We start from the raw sequence: 17038 nt of genomic DNA, 5'->3' as shown, positions 1-17038 counted from the left end.
GCACCCAGGGGGAAGTCGCGATCGTTGCGGAGAGGCCCATCTAGGTGACGCCCCAGCGTGATGAGGACGAGATCTGGCGGCAGATCGTCGCGTCCTTCAACGACACAGCCGAGCGCGACTCGGCCGACCAGCCCTGGCCGGACAGCGAAAACGTCCCCGCCGAGCCCACCCGCCGGGTGGTCAAACCCTCCGAGGACCCCGAGACACCGGAGGAGCCGGAGGATGAGCGGGCCCGCGGCGACGAGGAGGACGAGGGGCACTTCGAGCCGCCTCCACCGCCGCCGCTGCCCAAGCTGGACCTGCCGACCAAGCTGGCGTGGGTGGCGCTGTTCGGCGGGCCTGCCTATCTGCTGGTGGCGGCCATGGCGAGCTGGCACATGGAGGGCTGGGCGCTGTTCACGGCGGTGGCGGCGTTCATCGGGGGGTTTGTGGCGCTGGTGGTGCGCATGGGCGACGACCGGCCCAACGACTCGGGCTGGGACGACGGCGCGGTGCTCTAGGAGGCCGGCGCTCCACGCCGGCGGGAGTGCTCCCGGAGGCCGTCCTGGCGGCGGTGCTCCGGGAGGGCGCCTCAGGATTTCGCCGTCGTGCTCCTGGGCGCGAACGTCTCCACCACGTCGGTGTAGCGGTCGGCGGTGTCGACCGCGTGCCCGACCGCCCAGACCGTCCCCTTGCCCGCGAGATAGGCCACCGACTGGAGGCGTACGCTGCTCCTGCCCTGCTGGGTGGCGCCGCGGATGGCCTCGCAGTCGGCCTTCTCGCAGCGGATCATGAACGGCTCCGCCTCCTGCGAGTCGTCGTAGCCGACCATCCAGTAGCGGCCCTTGCCGTCGCCGGTCACCCCGTAGAGCCGGGCGTCGGGCTCGGGCACCGGCTGCTGCCGCCAGCGCTTGCCGTTCCAGGTGAGCACGAGCGGCGAGACGTCGCCGGGGCCGTGGTAGACGCCGCCCACGGCCATCGCCCGTTTGGAGCTGTCGACCTGCACGTCACGCAGATAGCCGCCGGGGATCGAAGGCAGCGGCATCCGCTCCCACGAGCCGTCGGTGTAGTGCACGATCATCGGCTCCGCGCCGGTGTCACCGACGGCGAACCCGCCGGCCACCGCGTAGAGCGCGCCGTCCTCCTCGATCTCCTGCACCGTCCAGGTGTTGTCCTCGCCGGTGAGGACGAGGGCCTGCTTGTCCCGGCTGCCGACCGCGACGACCTTCCCGGACTTGGCGTCGATGCCGCCGAGCCAGTCACCGGCCCGCAGCACCGGTGGCCTGACCCGGTCGAACCCGGCCGCGTCGCCGTGCGCCAGGTAGGGCACCCCGTCGTGCCCGTCGCCGACCGCCCACACGTTGGAGGACGAGACGGCGGCCAGCCCGCGCAGGTTTCCGGCGGCCGTGGCGTCGCGCACGGGCACCTCGGCCCACGCGCTGCCGTTCCAGTGCCGGATGGTGCCGCGGTTCTTCCAGACATCCCAGATCTCCTGCTGGCCCACCGCCCACACGTCGGTTGGCGAGATCGCCAGCACGTCCGACAGCGAGGCGTCGGCCTGCAGGCGCACGCTGGTCGACTGCTGCCACGCCTCGATCGTGGACGGGCGGCGAGGATCGGCATGCGCGGCGGGCGTGACCTGAGACCAGGCCACGGACGTCGCCAAGATCAAGGAGATCGCACGCCGCCGAAAGCGACGGGTCATGAACAAATGCTACGGGTTGGCGGATGCACTTGCCCGGCAGACCCCGACACGCAACTCGGCGACGACCGGCAGGTGGTCGGAAGCGGCGGCCAGATCGGCGCCGGAGGCCTCCGCTCCCCCGCAGGCCACGACCTGCGCCTCGCGCGCGGCGAACACCCCGTCGATGCGGACCGCGGGATTGCGGGCGGTGAACGTCGGGCCGTCGCCCCGGGGCGCCGTCGCGTAGCAGTCGGCCAGCCGCCCGGCGAGAAAGCGCCAGGCCGGCTGGTGCGCCTGCTCGTTGAGATCGCCACCGAGCACGATGGCCGCGCCGAACCGGGTGGCCGCCCGCTCCATGATCGCCATGGCCTCGGCGGCGTGGTGCACCCTGGCCGGGTCGTTGAGGTCGAGATGGAGCGAGCCGACCGCCAGCCGGGCCCCCTCCGTCTGCACGACGGCCACGGCCAGCCCGCGGGCCTCCAGCCCGAGGAAGACCCGCAGCGGATGGGTCTCGGCGTGCAGCACGCCGACACGCGGCCCGGTGAGCACGGCCACGCCGCCGACCCTGCCCGGCGTGGCCACCCGCAGCCCCGCGGCGGCGGCCAGCGCCTGACGCCTGGCCCGCCAGCGTACGAGCCTGGGCGCCTCCTGCACGCACAGCACGTCGGCCCGCAGGGAGGTGATGACCCTGGTCAGTGCGGACGCGCTGTCACGCAGCCCGCGGAGGTTGTAGGTGGCGACCCTGACTTTCACGTACGCGGGCTCTACCGCAGCCTCGCCAGGTCGGCGGCGCCCACCATGCCGGCGGAGGCCCCCAGCTCGGCCAGCCGGATCTCGGCCAGCGGCCGGTGTCCGCGCCCGGTGAGCCGTTCGGCGAAGGCGGCGCGGGCCCGGTCGAGGAACAGGTCGGCGGCCCGGGAGACGCCGCCGCCGAGGATGAAGCAGCCGGGATCGAGCACGGAGGCCAGGTCGGCCATGCCCTGGCCGAGCCAGTCGGCGAAGCTGGCGAACGAGGCGAGCGAGGCCTCGTCGCCCAGGCGCGCGGCCTCGGTCACCTCCTCGCCCTCGATGGTGCCGCCGGCCAGCCCGAGCAGGATGCGGGCCCGCTCCGGGTGGGCCGCGGCGATCTCCCTGGCCTCCTTGACGAGGGACTGGCCGCTGGCGTACTGCTCCCAGCAGCCGACGTTGCCGCAGCCGCACGGCCGCCCGCCCGGCAGGACCTGCATGTGACCCATCTCGGCGCCCATGCCCCAGCGCCCGCGGTAGAGCGAGCCGTCGAAGACCAGGCCGCCGCCGATGCCGGTGCCGAGCGTCATGCACACCACGTGGGACTGGCCGCGGCCGGCGCCGAACCTGGTCTCGCCCCAGGCCATGGCGTTGGCGTCGTTCTCCACCACCACCGGCAGGCCGACCAGGCCGCTGATCTTCTTCTGCAGCGGCTCCTCGCGCCAGGCGAGGTTGGGGGCGAAGCGCACCATCGACCGGCTCTCGTCCACGAACCCGGCCGCGCCGACCCCCACGGCCTCGATCTCCCTGCCCGTGGCCAGCTCGCGAACGACGTCGGCCACCGTCTCGGCCACCACGTCGGGGCGGTCGGCGGCGGTCGGCCTGAGCGTTTCCGCGACGATCTCGCCGTTCTCGTCGACCACACCGGCGGCGACCTTCGTCCCGCCGATGTCGACACCGATCGTGAGCATTGCCCCGTCTTCTCCTATCCCAGATCTATGTGCTCGACGTCGCCACGCCGATCACGTTCACGGGGCCCGCGGGGGGCGGGCCTGCTCAGCGCGTCGAGCGCGCCGCGGAAGGCGGCGAACAGCTCGCCGCCCGCGGCCACCAGGTGCCCGGTGACGTCCGAACCCGACTCACGCTGCGCCGCGATGGCCCGGCAGACCGGGCAGGCGCGGCAGATGTACTCGTCGTGGGGCTCGGACACGGCCTCCTCCCAGACGTCCCGCTCCCTGCGCCCGCCGCCGGTGAACGAGTTGAGCACGCTCTTGCCGACCTGGCGCGTGGCGCGCCCCTGGATCGACTCGAACAGTTTGCGCGCCTCGTCGGCGACGGTCCCGATCGGGTCTCTTTCGTTGCTCTCGGTCATGTGGCCCTCCCTGCTTATGGGGTCGCTCATCCTCTCAACTCATGAAGTGACGGATTCGCTCCCCGAGGTAGACCGTAATCCAGTCTCCGCGTCTTCGGGCGTGTCGTCGGGCGCGGAGAACCGGACGCGCAGGGCGCCGTCGCGGAGCTTCGCGCCGCTGATCCGCCTGCGGGCCAGGGCCGCGGGCAGGGCCAGGATCCGCCGGTAGGGCCCGGCGGTGACGATCAGCTCGTCACCCTTGCGGGCCAGGTCGACCTCGCCCCGGTCGGCGCCGGGCAGGGCGAGGGTCAGCTCGTCGGTGCTCAGCCTCAGCGGGGGCTCGACGGAGTGGGCGGCGAACGGGTCGTGCCCGCCGTACATCGCCTCGCCCAGCTCGGCCAGCGCCTGCCTGCCGACGGGCTCGGCGGGCAGGTACGGGACGACGTGGACGGGCAGCGGCGCGAACGACTGCTCCGCCTCGGTCAGCAGCCTGGACTGTGCCTCCACCCACTGGGTACGCCACTGGTCCGCGCCGCCGGCCGGGAAGACGCGGTTGGCGATGACGGCGTCGACGCGGTAGCCGTACAGGCTGAGGGAGGTCAGGGTGCGCCTGGCCTCGGCGAGCACCACGGACTCCGGCGTCAGCACGAGCCGGACGGAGGCGTGGTCGCCGGTGAGCAGGTCGCGCACCTCCATCAGGCCGCGGTGGAAGCGCTCGCCCGCGCTCATGACGTCCTCGCCCGGGGTGCTGACGTGGGCCACGCTGCGGACGAACGGCGACACCACCCGCATGATCTTGCGGCCGACCGGCATGAGCTTGGTGACGTGCCAGTCAAGCGCCTCCGGCAGGGCCAGCAGCCGCAGCGTCTCGGCGGTGGGCGCGCAGTCGACCACGATCACGTCCCAGCGGCCCTCGCGGGCGTGCTCGCGCAGCTCCAGCAGGGCGATGACCTCCTCGGCGCCGGGCAGCACCGTGATCTCCTCGGAGGTGATCTCGTCGAGGCCCAGCTCGGTCAGCAGCCCCTGGGCGTAGTCCCGCAGCTCGCCCCAGTGGCGCTCCAGCGACTTCTGCGTGTCCACCTGGTGCAGGTGCAGGCCGGGCGCGATCTCGCCCGGCTCGACGGCGAGCGCGTCGGCCAGGGAGTGGGCGGTGTCGGTCGACACGACGAGCGTCTTGAGCCCGCGGCCGGCGGCGAGGGTGGCGGTCGCGGCGGCGGCCGTGGTCTTGCCGACGCCGCCCTTGCCGGTGAAGAGCAGGACTCGTGGGCTCAACTCAACTGCCCTCGACGCGCTTCTTGAGACCCTTGAGCGCGGTGTCCACGATGACCTTCTCCGCCTTGCGCTTGATCATGCCGATCATCGGCACGCTGAGGTCGACCGTCAGCTCGTATGTCACGTCGGTGCCCCTGCCCGTCTCGGCGAGCCGGTAACTCCCGCGCAGCTGGGCGACCATCTTGCCGGGCTCGACCACCTGCCAGCTCACGCCGTCGCCGTCCTGCCAGGCGTAGCCGAGGGTGTAGGTATCGCTGATCATGCCGGCGTCGAGGGTGAACCGCACCGTCTCCGGCCTGCCGTCCGCGTCGGTGGTGAGGACCTCGGCGCTCTTGACCTGCCCGGCCCACTCGGGGTAGCTGGGGAAGTCCGCGATGACCGCCATGATCTCGGCGCGATCGGCGCTGATGGTGGTGCTCGACGTGGTGCGATCTGCCATGCCGACCACGGTAGTGCAGATTCCTCCGGTTGCGGCGGAACGCCGGACTCACGCTCCCCGGCGGGGCGGCGGATCACCATTCGAGCACGTACGGAACGCCCCTTCCGCGGAAGTGACCCACGTTCACGCATTCGGTGCGTCCCACGCGCGTGCGCCGGTGCAGGGGGTTGTGCACGTGACCGAACAGCGCGTATCGCGGCTGGGTACGCCTGATCAGCTCCAGGGTGGCCTCGCTCCCCCGCTCGAACCGCCTGGCCACCACGTCGTAGAGCAGTTCGGGCACCGCCGGCGGGATGTGGCAGCACAGCACGTCCACCGCGCCGACCGCCTCCACCTTGGCCGCGAACTCCTCGTCGGCCAGCTCGTACGGAGTCCGGTAGGGGGTCTTGAGGCCGCCTCCGACGAACCCGAACCGCAGGCCGCCGATCTCCGCGACCTGCCCGTCGAGCACGTGGTGCCCGGGACGGGCGTAGTCGGCCCACAACCGTGGGATGTCCACATTGCCGTACGTGAGGTAGGCGGGGGCGGGCATGGCGGCGAAGAGGGTCTCGTACTGGGCGCGTACGTTGCGTTCGATGTGCTCGCGGGGGTCGCCGTCGAGCGTGGCCCACAGCCGCGCCGACAGCTCCCTGGCCTCGTCGAACCGCTTGGCGGTCCGCAGCCCGATGAACACGGCCGCGTTGTCCGCGCCGAACAGGTCGGCGAAGATGCCCTGCGCGTGGTCGGCGTAGTCGATGAAGAGGATCAGGTCACCCAGGCAGACCAGCGCGTCCGCGCCGTCGCCCGCCCTGGCCAGCGCGTCGGCCCGGCCGTGCACGTCGCTCACAACATGGACCCTCATGGGCAAATCCTAGGCGCCCCCGGCTGGGCGGCGGGCTCGGCGGTGACTGCTAGCGTGAGGATTGCCCCACGAGCGGCGGGCAGAGGCTACCGGTGGGTTTTTCTACCCGGTAACGTCGGCGATCCCCTCGGAGAGGAGTTTGTTCGTGCGTGAGTACAGCGTTCCCGTCCTGGTCGACGTGCCTGCCTCCGCGAGCCTGACCGACACGGTCTTCAAGCGGGCCGTGCAGCAGCCGGGCGCCGTGGTGATGCGGCGCAAGACCGACGCCGGATGGCCGGTGGTCACCGCGGCCGAGTTCCGTGACCAGGTGGTCGAGGTGGCCAGGGGCCTGATCGCGGCGGGTGTCGAGCACGGCGACCGGGTCGCGCTGATGTCGCGCACCCGCTACGAGTGGACGCTGGTCGACTACGCCGTCTGGGCGATCGGCGCGGTCACCGTGCCGATCTACGAGACGTCCTCGGTCGAGCAGGTCAGGTGGATCCTGTCCGACAGCGCGGCCAAGGCGGTGTTCGTGGAGCTGGACGCGCACGAGCAGACGGTGCGCGAGGCCGCGCCCGAGCTGAAGGCGATCTGGCGGGTGGACGGAACGCCGGACAGCGGCGACGTGCCCGCCACGGCCGTCGAGGAGCGCCGGCAGCAGGTCGCCGCCGCCGACCTGGCCACGATCGTCTACACCTCCGGCACCACGGGGCGGCCCAAGGGCTGCCGGATCACCCACGACAACCTGCTCTTCACCGCGCTCAACGTGCTGCGCGGGCCGCTGGAGCCGCTGTTCGCCATCAAGGAGCCGGCGGCGCTGCTGTTCCTGCCGCTGGCGCACATCTTCGCGCGGATCATCCAGGTGGTGCTCATCGAGGCGGGCGCGATCTTGGCGCACACCCCCAACATGAAGAACGTCGCGCCCGACCTGCAGGACTTCAAGCCGACGTTCCTGCTGGGCGTGCCGCGCGTGTTCGAGAAGGTCTACAACGGCGCCGAGCAGAAGGCCATCGCGGGCGGCAAGGGCAAGATCTTCGCCCGCGCGGTGGACACGGCGGTGGCCTGGAGCCGCGCCGAGAGCTCCGGCGGCGCGCCGCTCGGGCTGCGGCTGAGGCGGGCGCTGTTCGACCGGCTGGTCTACACCAAGCTCCGCGCGGCCACCGGCGGGCGGCTCGCGGCGGCGGTGTGCGGCGGCTCGGCGCTGGGTGACCGGCTCGGCCACTTCTTCAGGGGCGTCGGCATCGAGGTCTTCGAGGGGTACGGTCTGACCGAGACCACGGCGCCCTGCTCGGTCAACATGCCGGGCGCCAACAAGATCGGCACCGTGGGCAAGCCGCTGCCCGGCGTCACGCTGCGCATCGCGGACGACGGTGAGATCCTCGCCAAGGGCAGGCACGTCTTCCCCGGCTACTGGCACAACGACGCCGCCACGGCCGAGGTGCTCGATCCCGACGGCTGGTTCCACACCGGCGACGTGGGCGACCTGGACGCCGACGGCTACCTGCGGATCACCGGGCGCAAGAAGGAGATCCTGGTGACGGCGGCGGGCAAGAACGTCGCCCCGGGTCCGCTGGAGGACGCGCTGCGCGCCCACCCGCTGATCTCCCAGGCCATGCTGGTGGGCGAGGGCCGGCCGTTCGTGGCGGCCCTGATCACCCTCGACCCTGAGGCCCTGCCGGCCGGGGCCGTGGTGAAGGAGCTGCGCTCGGACCCGAAGGTGCTGGCCGAAGTCCAGGGGGCCGTGGACCGGGCGAACCTGTCGGTGTCGAAGGCCGAGCAGATCAAGAAGTTCGTGATCCTGGACAGGGACATCACTGAGGACAGCGGGCATCTCACGCCTACGCTGAAGGTCAAGCGCAACCTGGTCATGCGCGACTTCGCCCAGGAAATCGACGAACTCTACGACACGCACTGACCGTGTGTCGGTAGGACCGTCCGAAAAATGGCGTCATGACATTTGCCGATACTTTCCGATTTAAGCCCCAACCTTCCCCCTGACCAGGGGAATCTTCTTTCGACTTCGGCCTTTGAGCGGCGATCCGAGGGGTATCCTCTTGGCAAAGAAGCGGGACCGGAGATCGCTAACATCCCCGGTCCCTTACCCACAACGGTAGGGGAGATCAAGATGAGCATCAAGGAAGCCGCCATGGAATTCGGCACCAAGATCGAAAATGAGCACATTCAGATCCGGGCGGACATCCGGGAGCTCGGAGAGGTCCTCACGCACCGCATCAACGCCGTCGACAACCGCGTCAAGGAGCTCGACGCCAAGGTCGAAGCCAGGTTCACGATGATGGACCTCAAGATCACCGACCTGCAGCAGGGCCAGCAGCGCCTGCAGGAGCAGGTATATGCCCTGCAGGAGGGCCAGAAGGGCCTGCAGGAGCAGGTACATACCTTGCAGGAAGGACAGAAGAGCCTGCACGAGGGCCAGAAGGGCCTGGTGGTGGGTCAGACGGAGATACTGAAGGTTCTCGTTGCCATCCAGCGCAAGCTGGACGTCAACTGATCGGCTGATTCCGCACCGACAGGCGGGCCTGGTTCGTCACAGGCCCGCCTTTTCATGTCCGCGGGCGGGGTAGGGCGGGGTCGGGTTTGTCGGCGATGATGAGATCCCTCACGCGCTCGGACGCCGAGGAACAGCAGGTCGCGTTGAGCTCGCGGATCGCGGCCACCGCCACGGGTCCCACCAGGGCGTCGGACGGGGTGCGCACGCCGCCCGGTGGAGCCGACGGTGGTCACCCGTGTTCATGCCTGACGAGCTTCAGAATCGCCTGCTGACGCTGTGGCGCGGAGCATCGCCTCACCAGATCCAAACAGGTTCGAACAGTGCCGCTCGCATCATGACACGGCCGGAGACATGGGGAATGTGGTCAATTCGCCATTAAACCGTGCGTTGACAGTCAGAAATGTTCGTTTTTCGATGAAAAAGGTGAGCGAACTCGGGGGAATCTGAAGGGTCCGGCAAGGAGGAACCCACCATGGCCCAACGTCTGCCGATCTCCCGCCGCAATCTCCTGCTCGGCGCCGCCGCGCTCGGCGTCCCAGCCGCCCTCGTAGGATGCGGCTCCGACACACCCGCCCCCGGAGGCACGGCCTCCGGCAACCTCGGCACGGTCACGATCGGCTCGAACGCCTCCGACGAGATCCCGAAGAGATCCCTCGAAAGCCAGGTCAAAGCCTTCACCCAGGCCACGACGAAAATCAACACCGTGGACCACAACACGTTCCAGGAGAACATCAACCGCTACCTGCGCGGCACGCCCGACGACGTGTTCACCTGGTTCGCGGGATACCGCATGCAGTTCTTCGCCGAGCAGGGGCTGGCCATCGACATCTCGGACGTGTGGCGGGAGATCGGCGCCGACTACACGCAGGCCTTCAAGGACCAGTCGACCGGCACCGACGGCAAGCAGTACTTCGTGCCGTCCACGTACTATCCGTGGGCGGTCTTCTACCGCAAGAGCCTCTGGCAGGAGAAGGGATACGCGCCCCCGGCCACGCTGGACGAGTTCACCGCGCTGGCCAGGCGGATGAAGGCCGACGGGATCATCCCGATCGCCTTCGCCGACAAGGACGGCTGGCCGGCCATGGGCACGTTCGACATCCTCAACATGCGGATGAACGGCTACGACTTCCACATCTCGCTCATGGGCGGCAAGGAGTCCTGGACCGACCCGCGGGTGCGGCGGGTCTTCGACACCTGGCGCGGGTTGATGGAGTTCCACCAGCCCGCGGCGCTCGGCCGCACGTGGCAGGAGGCCGGGCAGTCGCTCGCGCAGAAGAAGACCGGGATGTACCTGCTCGGCATGTTCGTGGCCCAGCAGTTCCCCGAGGCCGATCTCGACGACCTCGACTTCTTCACCTTCCCCGAGGTCGACCCGGCGTACGGCACCGACTCGATCGACGCCCCCATCGACGGCTACATGCTCTCCGCCAAGGCCAAGAACGTGGACGGCGCCAAGGCCCTGCTCAAGCTCCTCGCCCAGCCCTCGTCGCAGAACATCGCCACCAAGCTGGACCCGGGCATGCTGGCGGCCAGCTCCAAGGCCGACACCTCCGGCTACAGCGCCCTGCAAAAGCGCGGCGCGGAGCTGGTGTCGAAGGCCACGCACATCGCCCAGTTCCTCGACCGTGACACGCGGCCGGACTTCGCCTCCACCGTGATGATCCCCTCATTGCAGACGTTCGTCGGCAAGCCGGACGAGATCGACCCCTTACTGGCCAGCATCGAGAAGCAGAAGGCCAACATCTTCCGCTGATGGCCGTCAGAACCCGTCGCTACTCCGCCCGCGACATGACCGTCCTGGTCATCGGGCTGGGGGTGGCCGTCATCGTCAACCTGGGTCTCATCTGGGCGCCCACACTGGCCTCCATCGGACTGTCCGGCACCGACTGGAACGGCATCGGGCCCATCGAGTGGGTGGGCGGACAGAACTACCACGACCTGTCCGCCGAATACCCGCCGTTCTGGTCGGCGGTCCGCAACAACCTGCTGTGGCTGGGCTTCCTCGGCCTGGTCGCGACCCCGTTCGGGCTGTTCTGCGCGGTGCTGCTGGACCGGCGGCTGCGGTTGTCACGGGTCTACCAGAGCGCGCTCTACATGCCCGTCGTACTATCGCTCGCCGTAGTGGGCTTCATCGCCCAGCTCGTCTACTCCTCCGACTACGGCGTGCTGAACGCGGTGACCGGGCTGACCGTGGACTGGCTCGGCGACAGCTCCGTCAACATCTGGGTGGTCATGGTGGCGGCCGCCTGGCGGCACGTCGGCTACGTCATGATCATTTACCTGGCCGGGTTGAAGGCGGTCGATCCGGCGCTGAAGGAGGCGGCGGCGATCGACGGGGCCAACGAGCGGCAGTCGTTCTTCCGGGTGGTCTTCCCCACGCTGCGGCCCGTGAACGTGATCGTGCTGGTCATCACGGTGATCGAGGCGCTGCGGGCGTTCGACATCGTCTACGCCATCAACAAGGGCAGGAACGGGCTGGAGCTGCTGTCCGTGCTGGTCACGGAGAACATCGTGGGCGAGGCGAGCAGGATCGGGTTCGGCTCGGCCATCGCGGTGATCCTGCTGGCGATCTCGCTGGGGTTCATCGTGACGTACCTGTCGCAGTTGTTCAGGGAGGAGCGATGACGCTCACCGCGCCCGCCTCCGCCCCTCCCTCCCAGGCCCGGCGTCCTCCCGCGCGGCGTCCGGTGCGTCCGCTGCGGGTGCTGCTGCACGCCTTCCTCGTCCTGGTGGCGCTGGGGTGGCTGCTGCCGCTCGCACTGGCCCTGTACGCGTCGCTGCGCCCGTACGAGGAGACCGGCCGCCTGGGCTACCTCTCGCTGCCCGAGCACCTCACGCTGGACTACTACGGTCAGGCGTGGAGCCAGGCCGAGCTGCCGCACTACTATCTGAATACGTTGATCATCGTGGTGCCCGGCGTGGTGATCACGTTGTTCCTGGCGTCGTTCACGGCGTTCGCGATCGCCCGGCTGCGCATTCCGGGGCGCAAGGTGCTGCTGATCGTGTTCACCGCCGGGAACCTGCTGCCGCCCCAGGTGCTCATCACTCCCCTCTACACCGTCTACACCCTGGTCCCGCTGCCCGGGTGGCTGTCGGACTCCCAGTCGCTCTACGACTCCTACCTGGGGTTGATCCTCATCCACGTGGCGTTCCAGTTCGGCTTCTGCGTCTTCGTGATGGCGAACTTCATGCGCACGATCCCGGAGGAGATCAGCGAGGCCGCGCTGGTGGACGGGGCGGGGGTGTGGAAGCGGTACTGGCGGCTGACGCTGCCGCTGTGCCGGCCGGTGCTGGCGGCGCTGTCCACCCTCCAGTTCACCTGGATGTACAACGACTTCCTGTGGGCGCTGGTGCTGATGTCCTCGGGCGACAAGCTGCCCGTCACCTCGGCGCTGAACAACCTGCGCGGCCAGTTCTTCACCGACTACAACCTGCTGGCGGCCGGATCGATGCTGGTGGCGCTGCCGACGCTGATCGTCTTCCAGCTCCTGCACAAGCAGTTCGTCGCCGGGCTCACGCTGGGGTCGACGAAGGGCTGACTCTCACAGAAGGGTGTGGAAGCGGGCCGCGACCTGGTCCCAGGCCCATTCGCGGGCGATCCAGTCGCGGCCGCCCGCGCCCATCTTGCGCGCCTTCTCCGGGTCGCTCAGCAACTCGACCACGGCCTGGGCGATCTCCGCCACGTCCGTGCCGTCCACGACCAGCCCGGTCTCGCCGGGCCTGACGGCGTCGGGCGCGCCGCCGGACGCCCCCGCCACCACCGGCAGCCCGGTCGCGGACGCCTCCAGGAACACGATCCCGAGCCCCTCCACGTCCACCCCCTGCCACCGGGTACGGCACGGCATCGCGAACACGTCGGCAGCCGCGTAGTAGCCGGGCAGGCTCGCGGCCGGCACCGTGCCGGTGAACCTGATGGACTCCCGCCCCGCCGCCAGCCGCTCCAGGGTGCGCCGGTAGGGGCCGTCGCCCACCAGCAGCAGCACCGCCTCCGGCACCGAGCGCAGCACCAGGGGCCAGGCCCTGATGAGCTGGTCCTGGCCCTTGCGCGGCACCAGCCGGGACACGCAGGCGACGACCGGCCGGCCGGCCAGGCCCAGCTCCGCCTTGCGCGCCCCGGGATGGAACTGGGCCACGTCCACGCCGGGCGCGAGCCGTACGAGCTTGGCCGCCGGGATGACGGCGGCCAGCCGCTCGCGGGTGTAGTCGCCGAGATAGGTCACCACGTCGGCGTGCCGGCCGATCCTGCGCAGCGTGGCGCGGAACCCCGGCGCGCCCGCCCACGACGCCTCGTGGCCGTGGGTGAGCATCACCACGCGCCGCGCGCCCGCCCGGCGCAGGCGCGGGGCGAGCAGGCCGAGCGGCGCCGCCGCGCCGAACACGACGGTGCCGGCGCCGTGCTCGGCCACCAGCCCGGCCGCCCTGTGCGCGACGGCCGGGGTGGGCAGCATCAGCCGCGTCGGATGCCGGACGACGCGGAACGGCTGGCGCCGGTCGAACTCCGCGCAACCCGGCCAGGCGGGGGCGTAGACCACCACGCCCGGCGTTCGCAGCGCCAGCCCGTGGACGAACGACTGGATGCCGCCCGCGCGGGGCGGGAAGTCGTTCGTGACGATGACCACGCTGGTCGTGGCGTCCGTCACGGCACTGGGACGCCGTTCAGCTTGGCCCATGCGCGGGCCATGGCGATGCGCTCGGGGCTGGAGGGATGGGAGGCATAGAGCACATATTCCACCGCATCCGGCGACAAGTCGGAAATATTGGTGATTGCCAGGCGCTTCTGCATCGCGATGAACGTGGCCGGGTCCCGCGTGATCTGCAGCGAGTGTTCGTCGGCCCTGGCCTCGATGTGCCGGCTGAGCAGGTTGTGGGCGGGGCTGATGAGCAGCGAGCCCAGGGTCGTCAGGCCCAGGAGCGCGCCGACCGCGCGGGGATCGGTGATCGAGGTGACGCCGGCGCGCCGCCGTACCGGGCCGAAGATCAGGAACAGCGCGATCGCGGCCAGCGCGGAGGCCAGGCCGCCGACGAGCGTGCCGTAGAGCACGTCGTCGTGCTTGGCGTGGCCCAGCTCGTGCGCCACGACGAGCTCCACCTCGGGCTGCGGGGCCCGCAGCAGCGTGTCGTAGACGACGATCCGGCGGGTGGCGCCGAAGCCGGACACGTACGCGTTGAGCGCCGTCGTCCTGCGCGAGGCGTCGGCGACCAGCACGTCCTCGACAGGGACGCCGTCACGCGCGGCCATGGCCAGCAGGTTCGTACGCAGCGGGCCCTGGCGCATGGAGGTGAAGTCGTTGAACAGCGGCTCGAAGACCACCGGATAGGCGAACGACGCCACCACCACCAGCGCGAACGCGCCCGCGGCGGCCGGGATCCACCAGCGCCTGATCTTGCGCGCCAGCGCCACCAGGGCCAGCAGCGTCAGGGAGAGCAGGAAGATCTCGACGCCCAGGCTCTTGAGCCGGTCGGCGGTCCAGGTCGTCCAGTTCTGGGTGGACAGGCCGTAGTCGCGCAGCAGCGTCTCGAACCACATGCCGAGCGGCCACTTGAGCGCCTCGGTGATCAGGCTGATCACCACGACGCCCAGGATCACCCGCAGCCACCACGGGCCTCTCAGCCGGCCGAGCACCTTCGCCCCGAACGGGGTGACGACCAGCACCACCGCGAACACGATCGTGATGATCAGGGCGAGATAGCTGGGCAGGCTCGTCATCGCGTCGAACGCCTGGGCCCTGGCGATCTGCGCGGCGGTGAAGTCCCGGGCGGGATCGGGTGGTCCCGCGGCCAGCACGCCCCACGGGGTGCTGAACCCCGCCACGGCCACCAGCACGACGGCCAGCAGCGCCAGCGCCACCCCGGCCTGCCGCCTCAACCGCCGGTCGCCGGCGCCCTCGTCTTGCTCACCGCTCGTCACGGACACGCCTCCACCATGCCCCCACCCGGCCTCCTGAGTCTCCGTTGTGCCCGGCATCGCCTTCGTCCGCCGGGGCCGGCCGCCGGAGTCCGGCACCCGCTCCCCTTCCGCAGGGCTCAGCCCGTCGTCCGACCGCTCGGCCGCCGCCGGGCCTCCCGCGTCGTGTGGCCGGTTCGCGTCCGTCGGGCCGGTGTCCTCAGGGAGCCGCTGCGGCCCCGCCGGGTTCGCGTCGTCTCCGGGCCGTTCAGAGCCCACCGTGCGCGGGCGGTGGGCGCTTGTGGGGTCCGCGACGGCGGTGGGCGGTGTGCCGGGATGGGCGCTCTCCTGGGATGGTTCGTCCGTTTCTCGCCGTTCCCTCACATGCCTCCCCTTACGCGAGCTGGTCCCGCACGTAATCGCGCCACCGCGCCGTCAAGCCGGCCGTGGAGAGCCCCAGTGAGGCTAGTGCCTTGTCGACGCCGGTCGCCCGGGCTTCACGGTAGAACCCCACCAGCGTCTCCTCACCGAACCTGTCAGCCAGGAACCGACACGCCAGCCAAGCCTCCTGGTACGCCCGCGCGAGCCGTACCGGGTCCCGCCCGTCCACCGCAAAAGCCGCAGGCCCTGGCAATGCGCGCGGCAGGCGCCCGGCCCGGACCTCGGCGGCCAGCTCGGCGGCGGCCGTCTTCACGGGGAGCCCGGAGTCGCGGTAGCCCACGTAGTCGGCGAACCCCTCGTAGAGCCAGGGAGGCAGGCCGCCGGTGCCCGCCACGACGTGGGTGAGCTCATGGGTGAGGACCACGTCCTTGCCCGTGGAGTTGAGCAGGGCGTAGAACTCGGGCACGATGATCACCCGCCCACCGTCCGCCACCGCGGCCAGCCCGTCGACGTGCTCGACTCCGGCCAGTTCGGCGGCCTCCCGGGCGCTCCGGGGCACGACCACCAGGGGGCGTACCGGCCCGCCCAGCACGCTCGCCACCCGCTGCCCGGCCGCGTCGGCCCTGCGTGCCAGCTCATCGAGCGAGGCGGGCGTGGCGTGGTGGCCGACGACCAGTGAGTGCCTCCCCCGCGACACGCTCATGCCATCGGACCAGAGGGCACGCAGCTCGGGGGGAACGACGGGGCCCGAAGTGCCCGTGGGGGTCACGAACGGAGTCAGGGCATTGAGGGGAGTTGGAGTGGCTGTGGGGGTTGAGATGCCCGTAGGGATGCTGGCCGGGCTGGCGAAGGCGAGAAGCAGCAGACCGGCCACCACGGCTCGTCGTCTCACCTGCACGGACACGCTGCCCGATCGTAGTCGGCCCACGCCCCTACGTTCCCGCCACCGGCCGTCGGATGCGCGTTCGGGGGTCCGGCCCGCGCTTGGCGTCGTCAGCGGCGCTCAGACGTGGCCGGCCACCGTGCGGCGGGTGGCGTGACGTTGGCCTGCCGTACCAGCTGGGTGTCATGTGAAGGCCCCGCCCGAAAATCGTCGGGCGGGGCCTTCGTCACATGCCGGGGCGGACTGCGCCGACGAATGACGACCTGCGCCATCCGCCCAGCTTGTCGATGCGCACCCGTTCGCCTGTCCGTGGCGAATGGACCATCTTGCCCTTGCCGACGTACATGCCCACGTGGCCGAGCCCGCTGAAGAACATCAGGTCACCCGGCTTGAGATGCCGCCAGGAGACCTTGGTCCTGGTGCGCGCGAACTGGCTGCTCGTCACGCGCGGGAGCTTCACTCCGGCCTTGCGCCAGGCGAACTGGACGAGACCGGAGCAGTCGAACCCACCCGATCCTGTGCCTCCGTAACGGTACGGGACACCGACCTGGTGCTTGGCCACGGCGACGGCCTTGCGGGCCATCGCCTTCTGACGGGCGACCTTGGCGGCCCGCTGCCGGGCGGCCGTGGCCTTGCTCGACGTCGCAGCGGTCGCTGCCGTTGCCGCCGTCGAGGTACGGGCCGAATCGCTGGTCGTCTTCGCCTGAGCCGTGGGGGCATGGAGGATCAAACCTCCGGCCGTCACGGTCATCGTGAGCGCTACGCCACTCACGGTAAGGCGGGACAGGCGGGGGTTATGCAGGGAGATAGACAGGATTTCTCCTTGTGTCTTCCACGAACGCCTACCGGGTTAGCTGACGGATTCGGGCCTGGAAGTAGCCCTACGGCGCGATAGGCGCGCCGATTCACCCCTGATCCCTAGGGGAATGTGGGATCGCTGGTTCCCCGGCTCCGTGCCTCCTGGCTGCACGAATTCGGCAGGCCGCCATCCGATTGAGGTGTCGAAATGGGGATATCGACGGCGGCCAATGGATCGTTATCTGTCTCACATCGGGGGGACCGATGCCGGTTCGCGATGACATGGCTTGTTCACCGCGACGACGCCAGAAG

General features: G+C 70.3%; 17 protein-coding genes and 1 riboswitch. Of the genes, 6 read left to right on the top strand and 11 right to left on the bottom strand.

Annotated elements, in window-relative coordinates; translation table 11 throughout:
• Positions 1–44: 44 nt before the first annotated feature.
• Positions 45–500, top strand: a complete 456-nt coding sequence (locus BLS95_RS09620; RefSeq protein WP_090930566.1) for a hypothetical protein — start codon at positions 45–47, stop codon at positions 498–500.
• Positions 501–571: 71 nt separating this feature from the next.
• Here the strand turns inward: BLS95_RS09620 and BLS95_RS09615 are convergent, their stop codons facing one another.
• The 7 genes from BLS95_RS09615 to BLS95_RS09585 all read right to left on the bottom strand — a co-directional run bounded on the left by BLS95_RS09615 (position 572) and on the right by BLS95_RS09585 (position 6292).
• A complete protein-coding gene (locus BLS95_RS09615; protein WP_245764955.1) occupies positions 572–1684 on the bottom strand; it encodes a hypothetical protein in 1113 nt (370 codons plus the stop codon).
• Between the two features lie 9 nt (positions 1685–1693).
• Positions 1694–2416, bottom strand: coding sequence for an endonuclease/exonuclease/phosphatase family protein (locus tag BLS95_RS09610; RefSeq protein WP_090930565.1), 723 nt, complete (start codon positions 2414–2416; stop codon positions 1694–1696).
• 11 nt (positions 2417–2427) lie between these two features.
• The gene (locus BLS95_RS09605; RefSeq protein WP_090930564.1) at positions 2428–3360 is read right to left on the bottom strand and encodes an ROK family glucokinase; all 933 of its coding nucleotides are present in this window, start codon (positions 3358–3360) and stop codon (positions 2428–2430) included.
• 14 nt (positions 3361–3374) lie between these two features.
• Positions 3375–3761, bottom strand: coding sequence for a DUF5304 family protein (locus tag BLS95_RS09600; RefSeq protein ID WP_090930563.1), 387 nt, complete (start codon positions 3759–3761; stop codon positions 3375–3377).
• A gap of 39 nt (positions 3762–3800) precedes the next feature.
• The gene (locus BLS95_RS09595; protein WP_090930562.1) at positions 3801–5012 is read right to left on the bottom strand and encodes an ArsA family ATPase; all 1212 of its coding nucleotides are present in this window, start codon (positions 5010–5012) and stop codon (positions 3801–3803) included.
• Between the two features lies 1 nt (position 5013).
• Entirely contained in the window at positions 5014–5451 is a 438-nt protein-coding gene (locus BLS95_RS09590; RefSeq protein WP_090930997.1) for an SRPBCC family protein, read from the bottom strand.
• A 73-nt stretch (positions 5452–5524) separates the two neighbouring features.
• The gene (locus BLS95_RS09585) at positions 5525–6292 is read right to left on the bottom strand and encodes a metallophosphoesterase family protein (protein ID WP_090930561.1); all 768 of its coding nucleotides are present in this window, start codon (positions 6290–6292) and stop codon (positions 5525–5527) included.
• 145 nt (positions 6293–6437) lie between these two features.
• Between BLS95_RS09585 and BLS95_RS09580 the strand changes: the two genes are divergently transcribed.
• The 5 genes from BLS95_RS09580 to BLS95_RS09560 all read left to right on the top strand — a co-directional run bounded on the left by BLS95_RS09580 (position 6438) and on the right by BLS95_RS09560 (position 12319).
• Positions 6438–8186: an AMP-dependent synthetase/ligase gene (locus tag BLS95_RS09580; RefSeq protein ID WP_090930996.1), complete on the top strand. Its 1749-nt coding sequence runs from the start codon at positions 6438–6440 to the stop codon at positions 8184–8186.
• A gap of 210 nt (positions 8187–8396) precedes the next feature.
• The gene (locus tag BLS95_RS09575) at positions 8397–8780 is read left to right on the top strand and encodes a hypothetical protein (protein ID WP_090930560.1); all 384 of its coding nucleotides are present in this window, start codon (positions 8397–8399) and stop codon (positions 8778–8780) included.
• A gap of 472 nt (positions 8781–9252) precedes the next feature.
• Entirely contained in the window at positions 9253–10533 is a 1281-nt protein-coding gene (locus BLS95_RS09570; RefSeq protein WP_090930559.1) for an ABC transporter substrate-binding protein, read from the top strand.
• A complete protein-coding gene (locus BLS95_RS09565; protein WP_090930558.1) occupies positions 10533–11405 on the top strand; it encodes a carbohydrate ABC transporter permease in 873 nt (290 codons plus the stop codon). The genes BLS95_RS09570 and BLS95_RS09565 overlap by 1 nt, the downstream gene beginning before the upstream one ends.
• Positions 11402–12319, top strand: a complete 918-nt coding sequence (locus BLS95_RS09560) for a carbohydrate ABC transporter permease (RefSeq protein WP_090930557.1) — start codon at positions 11402–11404, stop codon at positions 12317–12319. The genes BLS95_RS09565 and BLS95_RS09560 overlap by 4 nt, the downstream gene beginning before the upstream one ends.
• Positions 12320–12322: 3 nt before the next feature.
• Here the strand turns inward: BLS95_RS09560 and BLS95_RS09555 are convergent, their stop codons facing one another.
• From BLS95_RS09555 to BLS95_RS09540, 4 genes are all read right to left on the bottom strand, one after another.
• Positions 12323–13420, bottom strand: coding sequence for a glycosyltransferase family 4 protein (locus tag BLS95_RS09555; protein ID WP_245764954.1), 1098 nt, complete (start codon positions 13418–13420; stop codon positions 12323–12325).
• Positions 13417–15048, bottom strand: coding sequence for a M48 family metallopeptidase (locus tag BLS95_RS09550; RefSeq protein WP_245764953.1), 1632 nt, complete (start codon positions 15046–15048; stop codon positions 13417–13419). The genes BLS95_RS09555 and BLS95_RS09550 overlap by 4 nt, the downstream gene beginning before the upstream one ends.
• A 10-nt stretch (positions 15049–15058) precedes the next feature.
• Positions 15059–15748, bottom strand: coding sequence for a gluzincin family metallopeptidase (locus tag BLS95_RS09545; RefSeq protein WP_090930556.1), 690 nt, complete (start codon positions 15746–15748; stop codon positions 15059–15061).
• A 406-nt stretch (positions 15749–16154) separates the two neighbouring features.
• A complete protein-coding gene (locus BLS95_RS09540) occupies positions 16155–16700 on the bottom strand; it encodes a C40 family peptidase (protein WP_245764952.1) in 546 nt (181 codons plus the stop codon).
• 52 nt (positions 16701–16752) lie between these two features.
• Positions 16753–16918, bottom strand: a riboswitch (cyclic di-AMP (ydaO/yuaA leader).
• Between the last annotated feature and the right edge of the window lie 120 nt (positions 16919–17038).

It is taken from the genome of Nonomuraea jiangxiensis, assembly GCF_900099965.1.
In the GTDB taxonomy this organism is placed as follows: Bacteria; Actinomycetota; Actinomycetes; order Streptosporangiales; family Streptosporangiaceae; genus Nonomuraea; species Nonomuraea jiangxiensis.
Note: the sequence above shows the minus strand (reverse complement) of the source record. Positions and strands in the feature narration are given on the sequence as shown.